Annotated in this window: 19 protein-coding genes; 5 read left to right on the top strand and 14 right to left on the bottom strand. The window is 70.2% G+C overall.

Annotated features, from left to right (window positions below; all coding sequences use genetic code 11):
- Positions 1-100: 100 nt before the first annotated feature.
- On the top strand, positions 101-967 hold the full coding sequence (locus MRB58_RS04615) for a polysaccharide deacetylase family protein (RefSeq protein ID WP_244780563.1): 867 nt from the start codon (positions 101-103) through the stop codon (positions 965-967).
- Between the two features lie 13 nt (positions 968-980).
- Positions 981-1,691: an aspartate/glutamate racemase family protein gene (locus MRB58_RS04610; RefSeq protein ID WP_244780562.1), complete on the top strand. Its 711-nt coding sequence runs from the start codon at positions 981-983 to the stop codon at positions 1,689-1,691.
- Between the two features lie 20 nt (positions 1,692-1,711).
- Here MRB58_RS04610 and MRB58_RS04605 read toward each other — a convergent pair whose 3' ends face one another.
- From MRB58_RS04605 to MRB58_RS04590, 4 genes are all read right to left on the bottom strand, one after another.
- A complete protein-coding gene (locus tag MRB58_RS04605; protein ID WP_244780561.1) occupies positions 1,712-2,587 on the bottom strand; it encodes a S9 family peptidase in 876 nt (291 codons plus the stop codon).
- Between the two features lie 194 nt (positions 2,588-2,781).
- Positions 2,782-4,677 (bottom strand): ABC-F family ATP-binding cassette domain-containing protein, encoded by a 1,896-nt coding sequence (locus MRB58_RS04600; RefSeq protein ID WP_244780560.1) that lies wholly within the window; start codon positions 4,675-4,677, stop codon positions 2,782-2,784.
- Between the two features lie 86 nt (positions 4,678-4,763).
- A complete protein-coding gene (locus MRB58_RS04595) occupies positions 4,764-5,876 on the bottom strand; it encodes a glycosyl hydrolase family 8 (RefSeq protein WP_244780559.1) in 1,113 nt (370 codons plus the stop codon).
- A 78-nt stretch (positions 5,877-5,954) separates the two neighbouring features.
- A complete protein-coding gene (locus MRB58_RS04590) occupies positions 5,955-6,458 on the bottom strand; it encodes a DinB family protein (protein WP_244780558.1) in 504 nt (167 codons plus the stop codon).
- Between the two features lie 120 nt (positions 6,459-6,578).
- On the opposite strand from MRB58_RS04590, the gene ndk reads away from it, so the two are divergent.
- The 3 genes from ndk (at position 6,579) to MRB58_RS04575 (ending at position 8,176) form a co-directional block, all read left to right on the top strand.
- Positions 6,579-7,001: a nucleoside-diphosphate kinase gene (gene ndk, locus MRB58_RS04585; RefSeq protein ID WP_244780557.1), complete on the top strand. Its 423-nt coding sequence runs from the start codon at positions 6,579-6,581 to the stop codon at positions 6,999-7,001.
- Positions 7,002-7,008: 7 nt separating this feature from the next.
- Complete coding sequence (locus MRB58_RS04580; protein WP_244780556.1) at positions 7,009-7,488, top strand: VOC family protein; 480 nt, start codon at positions 7,009-7,011, stop codon at positions 7,486-7,488.
- 61 nt (positions 7,489-7,549) lie between these two features.
- Positions 7,550-8,176 (top strand): glutathione S-transferase family protein, encoded by a 627-nt coding sequence (locus MRB58_RS04575; protein WP_244780555.1) that lies wholly within the window; start codon positions 7,550-7,552, stop codon positions 8,174-8,176.
- A 409-nt stretch (positions 8,177-8,585) separates the two neighbouring features.
- Here MRB58_RS04575 and MRB58_RS04570 read toward each other — a convergent pair whose 3' ends face one another.
- From MRB58_RS04570 to MRB58_RS04525, 10 genes are all read right to left on the bottom strand, one after another.
- The gene (locus MRB58_RS04570; protein WP_244780554.1) at positions 8,586-9,443 is read right to left on the bottom strand and encodes a CoA ester lyase; all 858 of its coding nucleotides are present in this window, start codon (positions 9,441-9,443) and stop codon (positions 8,586-8,588) included.
- A gap of 168 nt (positions 9,444-9,611) precedes the next feature.
- On the bottom strand, positions 9,612-10,589 hold the full coding sequence (locus MRB58_RS04565; protein ID WP_244780553.1) for a biotin-dependent carboxyltransferase family protein: 978 nt from the start codon (positions 10,587-10,589) through the stop codon (positions 9,612-9,614).
- Positions 10,579-11,454, bottom strand: a complete 876-nt coding sequence (locus MRB58_RS04560; RefSeq protein WP_244780552.1) for a carboxyltransferase domain-containing protein — start codon at positions 11,452-11,454, stop codon at positions 10,579-10,581. Before MRB58_RS04560 ends, MRB58_RS04565 begins: the two co-directional genes overlap by 11 nt.
- A gap of 16 nt (positions 11,455-11,470) precedes the next feature.
- Positions 11,471-12,850, bottom strand: coding sequence for an acetyl-CoA carboxylase biotin carboxylase subunit (locus tag MRB58_RS04555; protein ID WP_244780551.1), 1,380 nt, complete (start codon positions 12,848-12,850; stop codon positions 11,471-11,473).
- A 9-nt stretch (positions 12,851-12,859) separates the two neighbouring features.
- Positions 12,860-13,096 carry an acetyl-CoA carboxylase gene (locus MRB58_RS04550; protein ID WP_244780550.1) on the bottom strand — a complete coding sequence of 79 codons (237 nt, stop codon included), beginning with the start codon at positions 13,094-13,096 and terminating at the stop codon, positions 12,860-12,862.
- Between the two features lie 32 nt (positions 13,097-13,128).
- Complete coding sequence (locus MRB58_RS04545) at positions 13,129-13,911, bottom strand: 5-oxoprolinase subunit PxpA (RefSeq protein ID WP_244780546.1); 783 nt, start codon at positions 13,909-13,911, stop codon at positions 13,129-13,131.
- Between the two features lie 25 nt (positions 13,912-13,936).
- The gene (locus tag MRB58_RS04540; RefSeq protein WP_244780544.1) at positions 13,937-15,043 is read right to left on the bottom strand and encodes a branched-chain amino acid ABC transporter permease; all 1,107 of its coding nucleotides are present in this window, start codon (positions 15,041-15,043) and stop codon (positions 13,937-13,939) included.
- Positions 15,044-15,054: 11 nt separating this feature from the next.
- Positions 15,055-15,969, bottom strand: coding sequence for a branched-chain amino acid ABC transporter permease (locus MRB58_RS04535; RefSeq protein WP_244780542.1), 915 nt, complete (start codon positions 15,967-15,969; stop codon positions 15,055-15,057).
- Positions 15,966-16,718, bottom strand: a complete 753-nt coding sequence (locus MRB58_RS04530) for an ABC transporter ATP-binding protein (RefSeq protein WP_244780540.1) — start codon at positions 16,716-16,718, stop codon at positions 15,966-15,968. The genes MRB58_RS04535 and MRB58_RS04530 overlap by 4 nt, the downstream gene beginning before the upstream one ends.
- Positions 16,715-17,482, bottom strand: a complete 768-nt coding sequence (locus tag MRB58_RS04525) for an ABC transporter ATP-binding protein (RefSeq protein WP_244780538.1) — start codon at positions 17,480-17,482, stop codon at positions 16,715-16,717. The genes MRB58_RS04530 and MRB58_RS04525 overlap by 4 nt, the downstream gene beginning before the upstream one ends.
- Between the last annotated feature and the right edge of the window lie 277 nt (positions 17,483-17,759).

Below are 17,759 nucleotides of genomic sequence, written 5' to 3'. Positions count from 1 at the left end.
CGCGGAGGGCACGGCGGGCGAATTGAGCGGAGCGGGGCAACCGGGCGTTAACCAGTCCCCGCAATGGTTGGGAAACCATAGCCCAACATAGGCTCCCCGCATGAGACCGCCGCTCGTCGCCGCGCTCCTCGCCTTCGTCGCGGCCCTCGTCGCCGGGTGCCAGTCGTCATCGACGAACACCACGCTCGCCTACTACGACCCCCGGCCGATCACGATCGTCGCGCCCGCGGACCCCGCGCCGACGCCGGTCGTGGCGAGCGCCACGGTGCCACCGCGCGGCCAGTGCGGCACCGCCGGCCGTCCGCGCAGCCTCCTCGCGGGGCGCGTCCTTCCCATCTCACGCGTCAGCGACATCGACCTCGAGCCGGGCGAGGTGGTGCTCACCTTCGACGACGGGCCGATGCCGGGCAAGACGAAGCGCATCCTCGACGCGCTCGACGCCGAAGGGGTGAAGGCGACCTTCCTGATGGTCGGGCAGATGGCGGCGGCCTACCCGGACATCGCCCGCGAGGTCGCCCGGCGCGGCCACACCATCGGGTCCCACACCTACGACCACGCCAACCTCGCCAAGCTGAGCGGACCGGCCGCCCTCGCCGAGATCGCCGCCGGGGAGCGCGCGGTGGCGAAGGCGCTGGCGGGCTCCGGCCACGCGATGGCGCCCTTCTTCCGTTTCCCCTACCTGGCGGACACCGCGAACCTGCGCCACACTCTCGCCAAGCGCGGCACCGTGGTGATCGACGTCGACATCGACTCCAAGGACTACGTGCGCACTCCGGGCGACACCGTGATGCGCCGCACGCTGGCACGCCTGAAGGAACGGGGCCGCGGCATCATCCTCTTCCACGACATTCACGCCCGCACCGCCTCGATGTTGCCGGGGTTCCTCGCCGCATTGCGCCGCGACGGCTACAGGGTGGTCGCCCTGGTGCCGGCAGGCTCGCCGGCGTGCGACGTCAAGGCGTCGTAGAGGGGGGGAGTCGGTGCAAAAGATCGGAATGATCGGCGGGTTGAGCTGGGTGTCGACCGCCGAATATTATAAGCGCATCAACGAGTTGATGCAGGCTCGGCTGGGCGGCGTCGCCTCCGCGCGCATCGTCCTCGAGAGCGTCGACCGTCAGGACTACGTGGCGGCGGTGATCGATCGGGGCGACGAGGCCGCCGCGTGCGATCAGATCGCAGCTTCCGCGCAGGCTCTCCAGGCGGCCGGCGCGGACTTCGTCGTCATCACCTGCAACGACGTCCACCGCTTCGTGCCGCAGATCGAGCCGGCGCTCTCCATCCCGTTCCTGCACATCGCCGCCGTGACGGGCGAGGCGATCGCCGCGCGCGGGCTGAAGCGCCCGGCGGTCCTCGGCGTCCGCAAAACGATGGAGAGCGACTTCTACCCGGAGATCTTCGCGCGATACGGCCTCGAGGCGGTGATCCCGGTCGAGGCGGAGAAGCGCTTCATCCACGAGAGCATCTACGACGAGCTGGTGCACAACCGCTTTCTCGACCGGACCCGTGCGCTCTACCGGGGCGTGATCGAGGATCTCGGCGCGCGCGGTGCCGACTGCGTGGCGCTCGCCTGCACCGAGATCCCGCTGCTGATCAGCCCCGAACAATCGCCGCTGCCGGCTTTCTCCACCACCGAGCTGCATTGCCGGGCGGCGGTCGACCGCGCGCTGACGGGTCACCACCGGGCGGCCTGACGGGCGGGCCGCGCCCCGTTCTACTTGGCCGACAGCATCCAGTTGATCGTCTCGCGCCAGTCGGTCATGCGGATCGGCGTGCCGTGCTTGCCGGTTTCGAAGCGCAGCATGCGGACCGGATAGTCCGGGGCGGCGGCGCGGATGGAGCGGTAGAAGGCCTCGGTCTTGGCGACGGGCATCACCGGGTCGGCGCTCCCCTGCGCGAGGAGGATGGGCACGCGGTCGCGGAAGGCGGGACTCTCGGTGAAGTCGGGATCGGGGAAGGAGCCGAGCAGCAGGAGCCCGCCCAGCATCGGCGCGACGGCCGGGTCGCGCGACAGCAGCCAGCAGATCGCCCCGCCCATCGACCCGCACGCGACGAAGACCGGCGCGTTGGGCGCTGTGGCGCGGTAGACCTTGATGAGGGCGGCGACCTGGGCGGCCCCCTTGGCACCGAAGTTGGCGAAGTCCGGCGAGAGGTAGACGCCCCCGGCCGCGGCGACCATGTTCTTGATGCGGTTGAAGTTGCCGCCGAACATCAGGTCGTCGACGCCCTGCTTGCGGCTGCCGCCCTGGCCGTGGATGTAGATGACGATGAGCTTCGACCCGGTGCGCCGGCCGACGGCGACGTGCATCACGTCCCCCGCGTCGGTCCGGGCGAGGATATCGGCCTGATTGCGCCGGATTCCGAGCGAGATATATTGCGAGTGGACACGCCGCTCCGGCACCGCGTCGCGCCGGTTCACGTCGCGCATCTCGTCGTAGTCGATGACGCGGTAGGCGCCGCCGTCTTCGGAAACGAGCACGCCCGGATAGGCGAAGCGGTCGTCCTTCTGCGGCGGTAGCCGCTGCGCCGCAGCCGGCACGATGCCGGCGACGACGATCAGGGCGGCACATAAGATCGCGGCTCGTCTCATCCGTCCCTCTCCTCGGCGCTCGGGCCGCCGCCGGGGGCGCTGGTGCCGTGGCGCCGCACCGGCCGACGCGGCCGCTCGCCGGTCTTCCCGCCGGCGTCGCGGCAGCTTCCGCTCCGCACTCATCAATAAAGCGAGGAAATGCTGCCCGCCATCAATAGGGCCACACAGGTTGTCCGCACGTGAAGGCGTGGCGCTCAGCCGGCGAGTGCGGTACCGGCCTCGGCCGCCTCGTAGGCCTCGGACGCTTCCAGCCATGCCTCCTCGGCGGATTCGCGCGCGCGCACCCAGTCGGCCCGTGCCTTGGAGAGCTGCGTCGCCTTGGCCGGGTCCCTGGTGTAGAGGTCCGGGTCTTCCAGCTTGGCGTCGAGTTTGGCGATTTCGCCTTCGGCCCGGGCGATGTCCTTCTCGGCCGCCTGCACCTTCTTGCGCAAGGGGGCGAGCTGGGCGCGCGCCTCGGCGGCCTCGCGGCGGCGGTCGGCGGCGCTCGGCTTGTCGCCGGGCTTGTCGTCCCCCTTGCCCTTGCGCGCGTTGCCGAGGATGAGCGCGCGATAGGCCTCCATGTCGTCGTCGAACGCGTCGACGGTGCCGTCGGCCACGAGCCACAGCCGGTCGACGCACGATTCGACCAGGTAGCGGTCGTGGCTGATGAGGATCACCGCGCCCTCGTAGCCGTTGATGGCGTCCACCAGGGCGGCGCGCGAGTCGATGTCGAGGTGGTTGGTCGGCTCGTCGAGGATGAGGAGGTTGGCGCCGCCCATGGTCGCCAGGCCGAGGAGCAGCTTGGCCCGCTCGCCGCCGGAGAGGTCCCTGGCGGGCGTGTCCATCTTCTCGCCGGCGAGGCCCATCTGGGCGATGCGGGCGCGTACGTCCTTCTCGTCTTCCTCGAACTTCAGCCGCGCCTGGACGTGCTCGACCGGCGTCTCCTTCGGCCGCAGCTCGTCGAGCTGGTGCTGGGCGAAGTAGGCGATCTTCATCCGATCGGCCCGCGTGACGGAGCCGTCCATCGGATCGAGCCGCCCGGCCAGCATCTTGGCGAGCGTCGACTTGCCGTTGCCGTTGGCGCCCAGAAGCGCGATCCGGTCGTCGTCGTCGACGCGGATGTTGACCCGCCGCAGCACCGACTTGCCGTCGTAGCCGAGGACGACGCGGTCGGCGGCGATGATCGGCGGCGAGAGCTGGCGCTTGGGCGAGGGGATGCGGATCGGCGGCATCGTCTCGTCGAGGATCGGCTCCAGCGACTTCATCTTTTCGAGCCTCTTGACGCGGCTCTGCGCCTGCTTGGCCTTCGAGGCCTTGGCGCGGAAACGGTCGACGAAGGCCTGCAGGTGTTCCCGCTCGGCCGCCTGCCGCTCGATCTGCCGCGCCTTCGCCTCGGCCCGCTCGCGCCGCTGGCGCTCGAACTCGGAGTAGTTGCCGCGGTAGGGGACGAGCTTGCCGTTGTCGACGTGGATGATCTGCCGGGCGACCGAATCCAGCATGTCGCGGTCATGGCTGATGACGATGACGGTGTGCGGGTAGCGTTGCAGGTAGGTCTCCAGCCAGACCGTCCCTTCGAGGTCGAGGTAGTTGGTCGGCTCGTCGAGCAGCAACAGGTCCGGTTGCAGGAAGAGGATCGCCGCCAGCGCGACCCGCATCCGCCACCCGCCGGAGAACGCCGAGCACGGCCGCTTCTGCGCCGCGTCGTCGAACCCGAGGCCGGCGAGGATCGAGGCGGCGCGCGATTCGGCGGAGTAGGCGTCGATGTCGGCGAGGCGGTTGTGGATCTCGCCGATGCGGTGGGGGTCGGTCGCGGTCTCGGCCTCGACCAGCAGCGCGGCGCGCTCGGTGTCGGCGGCGAGCACGGTCTCGATCAAGGTCGCGTCGTTGCCGGGCGCCTCCTGCTCGACGCGGCCGATGCGCTGGCCCTCGGCGAGGGAGATATCGCCCGATTCGGGGGACAGCTCGCCGCAGATGAGGTTGAAGAGGGTGGTCTTTCCGCAGCCGTTGCGGCCCACGAGGCCGACCTTGGCCCCCGCGGGCACGGTCGCGTCGGCGCCCTCGAGGAGGGTGCGCCCGTCGATACGGTAGGTGAGGTTGCGGATCGTCAGCATGGCCGGAACTATCGTCACCGCCGCGCCGAAGGCAAGCGCGACATGCGGCCCCCCGACCCTCCCGCGACCCTCGTGTGGCAGCCCGGTCAGATCGGGATGCAGCGGGGATACTTGGTGTAGAGCTGGTGGATCACCAGGAGCTGGAGCGCGGAGCTGAAGTAGGTTTCGGGGCGGAACGCGAAGAACCGCATCGGCACCTGCGTCCCGGTCGCCGCGCAGTGGACGGCAGCGGCGATCAGCTCGTAGCCGGTGCCCGCGAGGTCCGCCGTGCGCACGCCGCGGTGCGGATCGTAGATGCCGGGGACCGCGCCATGGCTGGCGAAGCGGCGGTCGACGATCCGCAGGAGCTCGCCCTGCCTGTCCCACGGGATCGCCAGGAGGTTGATGGGGCCGCGCACCGCATCGTAGGACGCGCGCCGCGGGAAGCGCTCGGCCGGAACCGGGCTCTGCGGATCGGCCACGGAGGTCCAGTCGCTGGGGATCCACGCGTCGACCACCCGTTCATAGAAGTCCAGCCCGGCCGAAATCGCTTCGTCCCAGGGGTGCGACGGGTCGAGGTCGGCGACGATGCGCATCACGTCGAAGTGGTAGTAGGAGAGGTTCACCACCGGTCCGTCCGGCTGCGAGGGCCGGGTGAAGCCGCTGCGGCCCGGCAGCATGACGACGACCCCCTCGTGGCGCAGCAGCACCGCATCGCCGAGTGTGCTCGCGGTCTGCACCGCGGCGCGGAGGTAGTCGCCCCGGTTCCAGCGCTTGGCGGCGAGGCTGAGCATCGCCGCGATGATCAGGTCCGCGTCGGTGGCGTTGTTGCGGTCGACCACGCCGCGGCCGGGCTCGTAGCGCCAGGCGTGCAGCCCGTCGGCGTTGCGAAGGGTATCGCGCGTCCACGTCCAGATCCGGTCGAAGGTCTCGGCGTCGTTGGCATCGTAGGCGATGGCCATCCCGTAGGCCTGGCTCTCGGAGTGGGTGATGCCGCCATTCTCGGGATCGAAGACGCGGCCGTCCGGTGTCATGTAGGCAGCGAAGAAAGCGTCGGAATGCTGGCGCAGCCAGGCGTAGAATTGCGGGCTCAGCTCGCTGGCCATGGGGCCTTGGTAGAGCTGCGCCTGCGCTGCGCCCGCACCGGCCACGGCCAGCGCCACGGCCAGCGTGGCGACAAGCGCGCGCGAGCCGGCCGCCGCCTCTGCGATCCACCTCATGACGCCCTCCGCCGGCCTCGACCGATCCGGGTCAGTATTGGCAGATGGGTGGCGGGAGGGCAAAGGTGCGCCGCCGGATCAAGCCGCCGCGCCGTGCAGACGCGAGAAGTAGATGAGGTCGAGCGCCGGGGCCTCGCCGGTGAGGCGCGTGAGCATCGCGTGGACCTGGCCGCGATGGTGCGTCTGGTGGTTGAAGAAATGCACCAGCGCCGGGGCGATCGGCTCGGTCAGCGTCTCGGGCGAGGTGGCGCGCGTGTAGCTGAAGGTGGCGCCGATCGCCGCATCGGTGAGCTGATCGGCGAATGTGACGATCTCGGTGTCGAGCGTCTGGCGCATCTGCCGCAGCGTGGGGAGGTCCTCGGCCACCGTGGAATCCAGCGACAGCTGCGGCGCCGGCGTCCCGGCGAAGCGCGACAGCCAGATCAGATCGCCGACGACGAGGTGATTGAGTGTCGCCGCGATGGAGCCGAACGCGGCGCCGAGATCGGCATGGTAGTCCGCATCGGGGAGGGCGGCGGCGGCGTCGTAGACGCGCTCGTTGGCCCACCGGTTGTAGCGGGCCAGCATCGGGAATGCGTTCACGCGGGGTGCCTCCTGTTGCGGTTGTGGGCTGGGCCATCCTATAGCGAGCGCAACACCCCGGCGCGACAGTCGCCGGCGACACCACCCGACACACGCCGCCCGCGGCAACTCGAGGATACCATGGCCATCGAACGCACCTTTTCCATGATCAAGCCGGACGCCACCAAGCGCAACCTGACCGGCGCGATCACCGCCAAGCTCGAGGAGGCGGGCCTGCGCGTCGTCGCCTCCAAGCGCGTGTGGATGTCCCTGCAGCAGGCCGAGAAGTTCTACGAGGTCCACAAGGCGCGCCCGTTCTACGGCGAGCTGACCGAGTTCATGTCCTCCGGCCCGACGGTCGTGCAGGTGCTGGAAGGCGAGAACGCCATCGCCAAGAACCGCGAAGTGATGGGCGCCACGAACCCGGCCGAGGCCGCGCCGGGCACCATCCGCAAGGAGTTCGCCACCTCCATCGGCGAGAACTCCGTCCACGGCTCGGACGCCCCGGAGACCGCCGCCGAAGAGATCGCCTTCTGGTTCGGCGGCAACGAGATCGTCGGCTGAGGCTGCGATGGCCACGCAGCAACTCGTCCCCGCCCTGTGGTTCGCCTCCGAGGCGCTCAAGGCGGCAGAGTTCTACGTGGCCACCTTTCCCGACTCGGCGCTGGTGCGCACCACGCGCTGGCCGCCGGGCGGGCCCGGCCCGCAAGGCGCCGTCCTGACCGTCGAGTTCGAACTCTTCGGACAGTCGGTCACCGCCATGAACGGCGGGGTCGACAAGCCATTCACCGAAGCCCTCTCGATGACCGTCCTGTGCGACACCCAGGACGAGATCGACCGCTACTGGGACACCCTCCTCGCCGGTGGCGGCGCCCCCGCCCGATGCGGCTGGCTGACCGACCGCTACGGCCTCTCCTGGCAGATCGTCCCCACCATCCTGCGCGACTTGCTGAACGACCCCGACCCGGCCAGAGCCGCGCGCGTGGTAGCGGCGATGTTGCAAATGGTTAAACTAGACATCGCCACGCTGCAGAGCGCGCCGAACGGCTGACCCGGATCGATCCTCGACCGGGCGCGTCGGCGCGCGGCGAAAGAGAAACGGGAGGACGTTGATGGCCGAGGCTTCGATGAAACTGGTGGGGCGCATGCTCTCGCCCTACGTGCGGCGCGTCGCGATCTGGTGCGCATTGCAGGGACGCGAGATCGAGGTGCTGCCCGTCGCCGCGACCGACCCCGCCCAGGCCGACACGATCAAGAGCTTCCACCCCGGAATGCGCGTGCCCGTCCTCGTCCTGGACGACGGCACCAAGCTTCTGGAAACGATCCCGATCTGCGACTGGCTGGACGATTCGCTCCCCGACGAGCGCCTCGTCCCCGCGACCGGCATTCCCCGGCGCGACTGCATGCAGCGGATCGGCCTCGCCCACTCGTCGGTCGAGAAGGTCATCTCGCTGGTCTACGAGAAGAACCGCCGGCCCGAGGCGTTCCACTGGAAGGACTGGCAGGAGCGGGTCCTCACCCAGATCGAGGGCGGCTTCACCGCCATGGAAGCGCTCGCCCCGGAGGCCGGGTTTTTCGGCGGCGAGACACCCGACGGGTCGGACATCGCCTTCGTCTGCACCTTCCATCAGGCCAAGGCGACGAACCCCTTCCTCGTCGAAGGCCGATACCCGAAGCTGACGGCGCACGCCGAACGCGCGATGCAAATCCCGGCATTCGCCGAGACCTACCCGGGGTGACGTCGACACCCTGCGGCGGAGGCGCGCCGCCGCAGGGGCGATGGGGGCGGCACTGACGCACGCGCCGCAGGGGCTCGGGAACTCACCAAGGAACAGGGGAGGTCGCCTGTCCCTCGGAGCCGCCCATCGCTGAAGACGCCCGGCACCGGGGCGGCGCAGGCCGCAAGGCACGCTTCGCTCTTCGGCCTTGCACCCCGCACCGCCCCGGCGCTGATCGGGCTTCAGCGACGGACGGCTCCGAGGAACAGGCGACAGCGACCGCCCTGCCGTGGCGCGACGATGGGGAGATGCCGTGCGCGGGAGGCCCAGCGTCAGAGGTCGGCGTCGGGGGTCGGCGTCTCGGGTCGGCCTTCGAGGGGGGAGCGGTAGGCGGAGACGGAGGAGGCGGCGGAGGAAGCGGCGGGAAGGGTCAGCCCTCGCCGGCGCGGGCCAGCAGCTGCTGCGCGTTCACGAGGTGCGGGCGGTCCACCATCTTGCCGTCCAGCGAGACGACGCCGGCTCCGGGCGCGGCGTCGAACGCGGCGACGATGCGCTTGGCCGCCGCGACCGCCTCGGGCGACGGGGTGAACGCCTCGTTGATGACCGCCACCTGCGCAGGGTGGATCGCCAGCTTGCCCAGGAAGCCGTCCGCCGCCGCCTCGCGCGCCTCTGCGGCGAGGCCGTCCAGGTCGCGGAAGTCGGTATAGACGGAATCGATCGGCAACACGCCGGCCGCCTTGGCGCCGGCGAGGCACAGCGTGCGCGCATGCGCGAACGCCGCGGTGATGCGGCCCGCCTCGTCGCGCGTGCGCGACACGCCGAGCGCCGCCGACAGGTCCTCCAGCCCCCACGTCATCGCCGCGAGCCGTGGGCCGGCCGCATCGTAGGTGCCGAGACCGAACATCGCCCGCGCCGTCTCCGTCGCGATCGCGAGCACCTTCGTCGCCCCCTCGGCGATCCCCTCCTCGGCCTCCGCCACCGAGAGCTTGGCCCCCAGGTGCGCCACGTCCGCCCCCGTCTCGCTCTTCGGCAGCACGATCATCGCCGGGCGCGCGCCCATCACCGCGGCGAGGTCGTCGTCGACGAGGCCGGTGTCCAGCGCGTTGACGCGAACGGCGACGTAGCCGGGCGCGTCCGTCGCCGCCTCCGCGACGAGACCCCGCGCGGCGGCCTTGCGGTCGGCCGAGACCGAGTCCTCGAGGTCGAGGATGACGACGTCGGCGCCCGAATCGTAGGCCTTGGCGAGCTTCTTCTCCGAATCGCCCGGCACGAACAGGAACGAGCGCATCAATGGAACGCCCCACGGGCGGTGCGGCGGCGGGTCATCATCGGTCCTCCCTCGTGCGGGCCGGTCGGCTCCGGCGTCGCCGGACGTTGGCCCGGCAACGGCACGAGGTAAACCCGTTTATCGCGCTGACGACCGCGGGGGGAGGGCGCCGGGGCGCCCGCCGGAGCGTCAGGCGAGCGCGGCGCGCATCTCCTCCACCAGCGCCGCGCGGGCCTTGCGGGCGGCGAGCGCGGCCGGCATGTCCACCTCGATGAACGTCACCTTCACGTTGGGCTGGAGCTGGCCGATGAGGTCCATGTCGGCCGAGATCACCGTGCCGATCATGAAGTAGCCGCCGCCCGAGACCGCGTCGCGGTGGAGGCAGATCGGCTCGGTCCCGCCCGGCACCTGGATCGAGCCGTAGGGATAGCACCCGTCGACGATGTTGGACGGGTCCGAGCCGGCGCCGAACGGCGGCTCGCGCGGCACGAACTCCAGCGGCCGGCCGCCCTTGAAGCGGTAGCCCATGCGGTCGGCCTCGGCCGCGACCATCCAGGTGTCGGCGAAGAAGTTCGCCTGCGAGGCCGGCGTGATGCGGTGCCAGTAGAGGCCGGGGAGCACGCGGATCTCCGCCGGGCTGCCCGGCTTGCGCCTGAGCGCCTCGGGCACGGACCGACCCTCCGCGGCGCCCGCCGCCTCGCCGAGCGGGATCACGTCGCCCGCCGCCACCGCGCGCCCGCCGACCCCGCCCAGGGCGCCGATCGCGTAGGTCGAGCGCGAGCCCAGCATCGGCTCGGTGGCGATGCCGCCGGAGATCGCGATGTAGATGCGCGCGCCGTCCTGGAGGTAGCCGAACGAGAGGGTCTGCCCCGCCTTCACCGCGAGCGCCGTCCAGCCGGGTTTCTCCTCGCCGTCGATCCTGATCGGCATCGTCGCGCCGGTCACGGCCACGGTGGCGTCCGAGCGGAAGGCGATCTCGGGGCCGATGAAGACCGCCTCGAGGCCCGCCGCGTCCTCCGGGTTGCCGACGAGGCGGTTGGCGGCCTCGAAGGCGAGGCGGTCCATCGCCCCGCCCATCGGGATGCCGAGGTGGAAGTAGCCGGGGCGCCCGAGGTCCTGGATCGTCGTCAGGATGCCGGGCTTGATGACCTCGATCTCAGCCGGCATGGAGCGCCTCCATCAGTCGCTTGTTGGTGCCGTCGACGTCGGCGTTGAAGGCGGCGAGGTCGAACTCCACCTCGGCGATCTTCGGCGTCCACGTCCCGTCCCGCACCGCCGCCTCGATGCGGTCGTGCTCGGCCCGGTCGATCGGGTCCCACTTCACGATGTCGCCCGGCCGGAAGAAGACCATGAAGTCCTTCATGTAGGAGACGGTCTGCGTCGGGTCGTAGATCGGCATCGGGGTGATGCCGAACATCTGATATCCGCCTGCCCCGCGCACCGAGTAGATGCAGGCGAAGCACCCGCCGTAGCCGACGGTGAGCTTGGGCGTGTCGGTCCGCGGGCGCAGATATTTGGGCACCTGGAGCTGCCGCTCGCGCTCGACGAGCTGGTAGAGGAACGGCAGCCCCGACACGAACCCCACCATGGAGACGAACCACGGGTTGGCGTGGTGCGCCTCGATGAACGCCGCCACGCTGGCGAACCCGTTGACGCGGGCGGCGTAGTCGAGATCGCTGCCCGCCGGGTCCTGGTGGCGCTCCCGGAAGCGCATCAGGGTCTCGTGCGTCCAAGGGTCCTGGTAGTAGACCGGCACCTCGATGATGCGCGTCGTCATCCGGTTGGGGGTCTCGGCGGCTTCCGCCTCAAGCGACTTCAGCGTCTCCATCATCGTCTCGGGGGCGATGACGTCGGGGTCGAACTTCACCTGGAAGGAGGCGTTGGCGGGGCAGATCTCGGTGACGCCGGGGATCTTCTTCTCGGCGACCGCGCCGGTGATGGAGAGCGCCTTGAAGAAGGCGTCGAGGCTCATCTCGTCGTCCACCTCGACGAAGATGTGCTCGTCGCCTCCGTAGGAGTAGCGGGTCTTCATGTGGCGGCGCCTCCCGTCATGATGTCGCCTCGAAGGGCTTCGTGGCGAGCCATTCCTCGAGCCAGTTGGTGTGGATGCGGTTGCCGATGACGTCGCCCTCGGCGGCGAGCGCCTCGTGCAGGGCCAGCGTGGTGACGAGGCCCTCGAAGCCGGTGCGGGCGAGCGCCTCGCGCAGGAGGGTGATCGCCTCCATGCGGGACGCGCCGTGGACGACGAGCTTGCCGAGCAGCGAATCGTAGAAGGGAGGGATCTGGTAGCCCTCGTAGAGGAGCGTGTCGAAGCGCACGTCCGCCGGCACGTGGATCGCGCCGCACACGCCGGGGAAGGGCATGAAGTCCTTGGCCGGGTCCTCGGCGTTGATGCGCACCTCGATGGCGTGGCCGGTGATCGCGATGTCCTCCTGTGCGAGGCGCAGGGGCGCGCCGAAGGCGATGCGGATCATCTCGGCCACGAGGTCGATGCCGGTGATCGCCTCGGTGACGGGGTGCTCGACCTGGATGCGGGTGTTCATTTCGAGGAACGAGAAGCGCCGTTCCTCGTCGTCGAACAGGTACTCCAGCGTGCCGGCGCCCTTGTAAGCGGCCGCCTCGGCGAGGCGCACGGAGGCGGCGCAGATCTCCTCGCGCTCCTGCGGTGAGAGCGAGGCGGACGGGGCCTCCTCCCACACCTTCTGCCGGCGGCGCTGGAGCGAGCATTCGCGCTCGAAGAGGTGGACGGCGCGCGTCCCGTCGCCCAGCACCTGCACCTCGATGTGGCGGGCGCGGGGGACGAACCGCTCGATGTAGAGGCCGCCGTCGCCGAACGCTGCCCGCGCCTCGGCCTCGGCCTGGGGGACCAGCCGGGCGAGTTCGTCCCGGTCGTGCGCGACGCGGATGCCGCGCCCGCCCCCGCCCGCCGCCGCCTTGATCATCAGCGGGAAGCCGATCTCGCCCGCGACGGCGCGGGCGGCGTCGAGCCCGTCGAGCCGGCCTTCGGAGCCGGGGGTGATGGGGACGTTCGCCGCGCGCGCAGCGTTCCTGGCGGCGACCTTGTCGCCCATCTTCGCAATCGTCTCCGCGGAGGGGCCGACGAAGATCATCCCCGCCGCTTCCACCGCCGCGGCGAACGTCGCGTTCTCGGCGAGGAAGCCGTAGCCGGGGTGGACCGCGTCGGCGCCGGCCTCCTGGGCGGCGGCGACGACGCGCTCGATGTTCAGGTACGATTTCGCCGCCTGGGGTGGGCCGACCGAGACGGCCGCGTCGGCGAGGCGGACGGCCAGCATGTCGGCATCCGCGTCCGAGTGCGCCTGCACCGTGCGAAGGCCCAGCGCCTTGGCGGCACGGACGATGCGCACCGCGATCTCGCCGCGATTGGCGACGAAGAGGGTCTTGCCGGAAAGGTCGCCGGGCGCGGACATGCCGGCGGGTCAGTCCATCTCGGCGAGGATGTGGCCGGCCATCACCGGGTCCTCGTTCTCGACCTTGAAGACGACGTTGGTGCCCGCCTCCTCGGCCTTCACCTCGTGAAAGCTTTTCATCACCTCGACGAGGCCGATGGTGGTGCCGACCTCGACCGACCCGCCGTCCTCGACGAACGGCGGATCGTCCGGCGAGGGCTTGCGGTAGAAGGTGCCGGGCAGCGGCGAGCGGATCTCTTTGGCCATGTGTGTCCTCGGGTGAGACGGGCGAGCGGGGATCAGGCGGCGGCGGCGACGCGGGGCGGCGGGGCGATGGTGATGCCCGCACCGGTCAGCGTCTCGTGGATGGCGGTGCCGATCTCGAGCGCGCCGGGCGTGTCGGAGTGGAAGCAGATGGACTCGAACGGTAGCGCGATCGTCTCGCCGTCGACGGTCACGACAGTGCCCTCGGTGCAGGCGCGCAGGCACTTCTCGGCGACCGCCTGCGGGTCGAGCCGGCGCATCTTGCGGGCGAACACGATCTGGCCGGACGCGTCGTAGTCGCGGTCGGCGAAGAGCTCGCGCACGGTGGGCTGGCCGGCCACCTGCGCGATGCGGAAGGTCTCGGACGGACCCATGCAGTAGAGGGCGGCGTCCGGGTCGGTCTTGCGCAGCGCCTTCACCAGGAGGCGCGACAGCTCCGCGTCGTTGGCGGCGGTCATGTAGAGCGCGCCGTGCGGCTTCACATGCCGGAGCGGGATGCCGTAGCGGCGGCCGAACTCGCGGATCGCGCCGGTCTGGTAGAGGATGTCGTTCACCAGCTCGGCGGGGGCGGCGTCGATCACCCGCCGGCCGAAGCCCTGCCGGTCGCCGTAGCCGGGGTGCGCGCCGAGGCCGACGCCGTGCTCGGCGCACAGGCGGGCCACCTCGTCCATGATGTTGGGGTCGCCCGCGTGGTAGCCGGCGGCGACGTTGGCGGAGCTGATGACCGCCATCAACGCCGCGTCGGGCGCGTCGCCATACTGCCAGTGGCCGAAGCCCTCGCCCATGTCGCAGTTGATGTCGACCGACGTCATCGCCATCGTCGCCTCCTTTCCATGCATCGCGCTACTCGGCCGGCTGGGCGGCGACGGGGTGCTCCGGCGTCGCGTCCTTGCCGCGGCGGCGACCGAAGGGGAAGGGGATCTCGCGGCTCTTGGTGAGGCCGGCCGGGCGCGTCAGCAGGATGACGATCATGATGAGACCGAGCCCGACTTCCTGGAGCCCCTTGGGCAGTTCGATCACCGTTTCGGCGATGGTCACGCCGTTCTCCAGCGCGCGCAAGACCTCCACGACGAAGGTCACGAACACGACGCCGATCACCGCGCCGGTGAGGCTGCCGATGCCGCCGATGATGAGCATCGCCAGCGTGAGAAAGGTGATGCCGAGGTAGAAGGCGTCGATCGTCAGGATGCCGAGGAAGTTGGCGTGGAGCACACCGCCGACGCCCACCAGCGCGCCCGACAGGACGAACGCGCCGAGCCGCAGTCCCACCGCCTCCGCGCCCGAGGCGTTGGCGGCGACCTCGTCGTCGCGCACGGCGCGCAGCATCAGCCCGTACTTGGACTGCTGGTAGGCATAGGCGATCCAGATCGCCGCGATGGCGAAGATCGCCGCCACCCAGTAGCTCACCACGACGGGGATGTTGGCGATCGAGCTGGCGCCCGCCGTCACCGAATCCCAGTTGCCGTAGACGGTGTTGATGATGGCCAGCAGCGCGAACGTCGCGATGGAGGCGCCGATGCCGCGCAGGCGCATCAGCGGCGCGCCGACGACGAGGGCCACCGCGCCCGCCAGCGCCGCCCCTCCCACGATGCCGACGAGGAAGGGCTGACTGGTCGTCTTCAGATATTCCGGCAGGCCCGGCAGGTAGAGCGGCTTGACCATCGGCAGCGTGCAGCAGGTGAGCCAGGCGGAGGCGTAGGCCCCGATCGCCATGAAGCCGATGTGCCCGAACGACAGGATGCCCGAGTTGCCGATGAAGACGTACATGCCGACCACCACGACGACGCGGATCAGCATCTCGGTGATGGTCTGTTCCAGGCCGCCGGAGTCGGCGGCGAAGGTGAGGACGGCGATGGCGAGGATGAGCAGGCTGAGGAGCGCGGCCGGCCAGGCCCAGCGCACTATCTCGCCGGCGCCCGGCTTCGCGGGGGTCATGTTGGCAGAAGACATCGGTGGCTCCTTCAGACCCGTTCGGTCAGCGCTTTGACACGCACGATGCCGGACGGCCGCACGAGCAGGATGAGGATGACGATCGCGAACACGAAGGCGTCGCGGAAGGGGCGGATGTCGGGCGGGAGGTAGGCCTGCAACATCGCGCTGGTGATGCCGACGACGAACCCGCCGATGACGGCGCCCGCGAGCGATCCCATGCCGCCGATGACGGTCGCGACGAAGGCGAAGATCATCAGGCTGACGCCGATGCGAGGCGAGAGCACCCCGGTCTGCGTGATGAACAGCAGCGAGACGAGGGCGGCGAGCATGCCGGAGATCGCGAAGGCGAGGGCGATGACGAAGTCGGCGCGAATGCCGAGATAGCGGGCCATGACGAAGTCCTCGGAGGCCGCCCGCATCTGCACGCCGTAGCGCGTGTACGTCATGAAGAGGGTGAGGCCGAGGAGGAGGGCGAGCGTCACGCAGATGATGATGAGTTGCAGCAGCGGCACGCGCAGCGCCCCGATCTCGACGATCTGGGTCAGCGAGGACCACAGGCCGACCGCCTTGGGCCGCGCGCCATAGATCATCAGCAGCAGGTTCTGGATCACGTAGCCGAGCGCGAAGGACGCGACCATCAGCGTCGCCGGGTTGGCGGTGCGCAGGTGGCGGAAGAGGAGCCGGTCGGACAGCAGCGCCGCGGCGACGCATACCAGGATGACGGCGAGCGTCAGCGGAATGAAGTTCCAGCCGCCGATGAACATGCGCGCCACCGCGTCGGTCGAGGGCACGATCAGCGCGTAGGCGCCTATGGTGATGAAGTCGCCATGCGCGAAGTTGATGAGGCGCAGGATGCCGAAGAGGAGCCCGATGCCCAGCGCCGCCAGCGCATAGAGGCTCCCCAGGCTGACGGCGTCGATGAGGTTCTGGAGGAACGGGATCACTCGGCGACCTCCATCGTGGCGGTGTGCGCGTCGAAGCCGAAGTAGGCGCTCTGGATCGCCTTGCCGTCCTCCAGCTCGCGGCGGGTGCCCTCGAGCTGCATCAGCCCTTCGCGCATGACGTAGATGCGGTCGGCGAACTTCAGCATCCGCTCGGACGACTGCTCGTTGATGAGGAGGGTCAGCCCCTCGCGCTCGCGCAGCTCGACGAGGATGGCGTAGACTTGGTCGATGATCATCGGCGCGAGGCCCAGCGACGGCTCGTCGACCAGGATGATCTTGGGTGCGGTCATCAACGCACGGCCGATGACGAGCATCTGCTGCTCCCCGCCCGAGAGCTTGCCGGCCGCCTGCTTGCGCCGCTCGGCGAGGCGGGGGAAGTGGGTGAAGACGCGGTCCATCTCGGCCGCGACGTCCACCTTGCCGCGCATGAAGGTGCCGACGCGCAAGTTGTCCTCGACGGTGAGGGAGGCGAACACGTGCCGCCCCTCCGGCACCAGCGACACGCCCAGCTTGGCGATGTTCTCCGGTTTCATGGCGCTGATGTCCTGGCCCGCGAGGGTCACGGTCCCGCGCACCTTGGGGACACCGCCGGCGACGGCGGCCAGCGTGGTCGACTTGCCGGCGCCGTTGGGGCCGACGATGCACACGATCTCGCCCGTCGCGACGGTAAGCGAGACGTCGCGCACGGCGATCAGGCGGCCGTAGCGCACCTCCAGTTCGGCGACGCTCAGCATCGGCGTGTCGGTCATGCGGCGGCTCCGAGGTAGGCGGCGATGACCGTGGGGTCCTTCTGCACCTCGCGGGCCGGGCCGTCGGCGATGGTGCGCCCCCCGTCCAGCACGTGAATGCGGTCGCACAGGCCCATGATGACGCGCATGTTGTGCTCGATCAGCAGCACGCCGCAGCCGTGGACCTTGGGGATCTCGCGCACGAGGTGCATGAGCGTGTCGCACTCGTGGTCGGACATGCCGGCGGCGGGCTCGTCGAGCAGGACGAATGCGGGTTTGAGGAGCAGCGCGCGGGCGATGCCGACGCGGCGCTCGTCGGTGTAGGGCAGGCCCCCGCAGAGGCGTTCGGCGTCGTGGGCGATGCCGAGCCAGCCCAGCATCTCCATCGCATAGAGGCGGGCCTGGCGGCGCGACAGCCCCAGCGCCGCGGCGGTGACCTCGACGTTTTCCAAGACCGTCATGTCACGGAACAGCCGTCCGGCCTGGAAGGTGCGGCCGATGCCGGCCTTGCGGAAGCGCGTCGGCGACCAGCCGGTGGTGTCGGCTCCGGCCAGCGTGACCTTGCCGGCGGTCGGGCGCTGGAAACCGGTCAGGCAATTGACGAGGGTCGTCTTGCCGGCACCGTTGGGGCCGATGAGGCCGAACACCTGGTGCCGCTCGACTTCGAGGCTGACTTCGGAGATCGCCTTGAGCCCGCCGAACTGGACGGAGATGTTCTCGGCGCGGAACACGGCGGCGTCCACCGCGGCGGACGAGGGCGGCGGATCGCTGATCTGAACCGTCATAGACTCCTGCTTTCGTCCTGCCCGCTCGGCGCACGGCGTCGGCCGGCGCGGTGCGAAATGGCATTCTGCAAGGGCGGGGCCACGCCCGGCCGGCCGCTCCGGTGGGCTGGCGGCGGCATGCCATGGCGTCGCCCCGCCTGATTTGTTGCAAGGCGCACGCAGCAGCGGAAGGGCCGAACGCCCAGGAATGAGGCAAGGGCGCTCAGTGTCAAAGAAATGTTCAGTCCCGTGATAACCGGCCGATCCGCTTTGCGTAATACTCGCGCCGACAGCCGCC

The organism is Acuticoccus sp. I52.16.1 (assembly GCF_022865125.1).
GTDB lineage: Bacteria > Pseudomonadota > Alphaproteobacteria > Rhizobiales > Amorphaceae > Acuticoccus.
The sequence above is the reverse complement of the archived record's forward strand: the minus strand, read 5'-3'. Positions and strand labels throughout refer to the sequence as shown.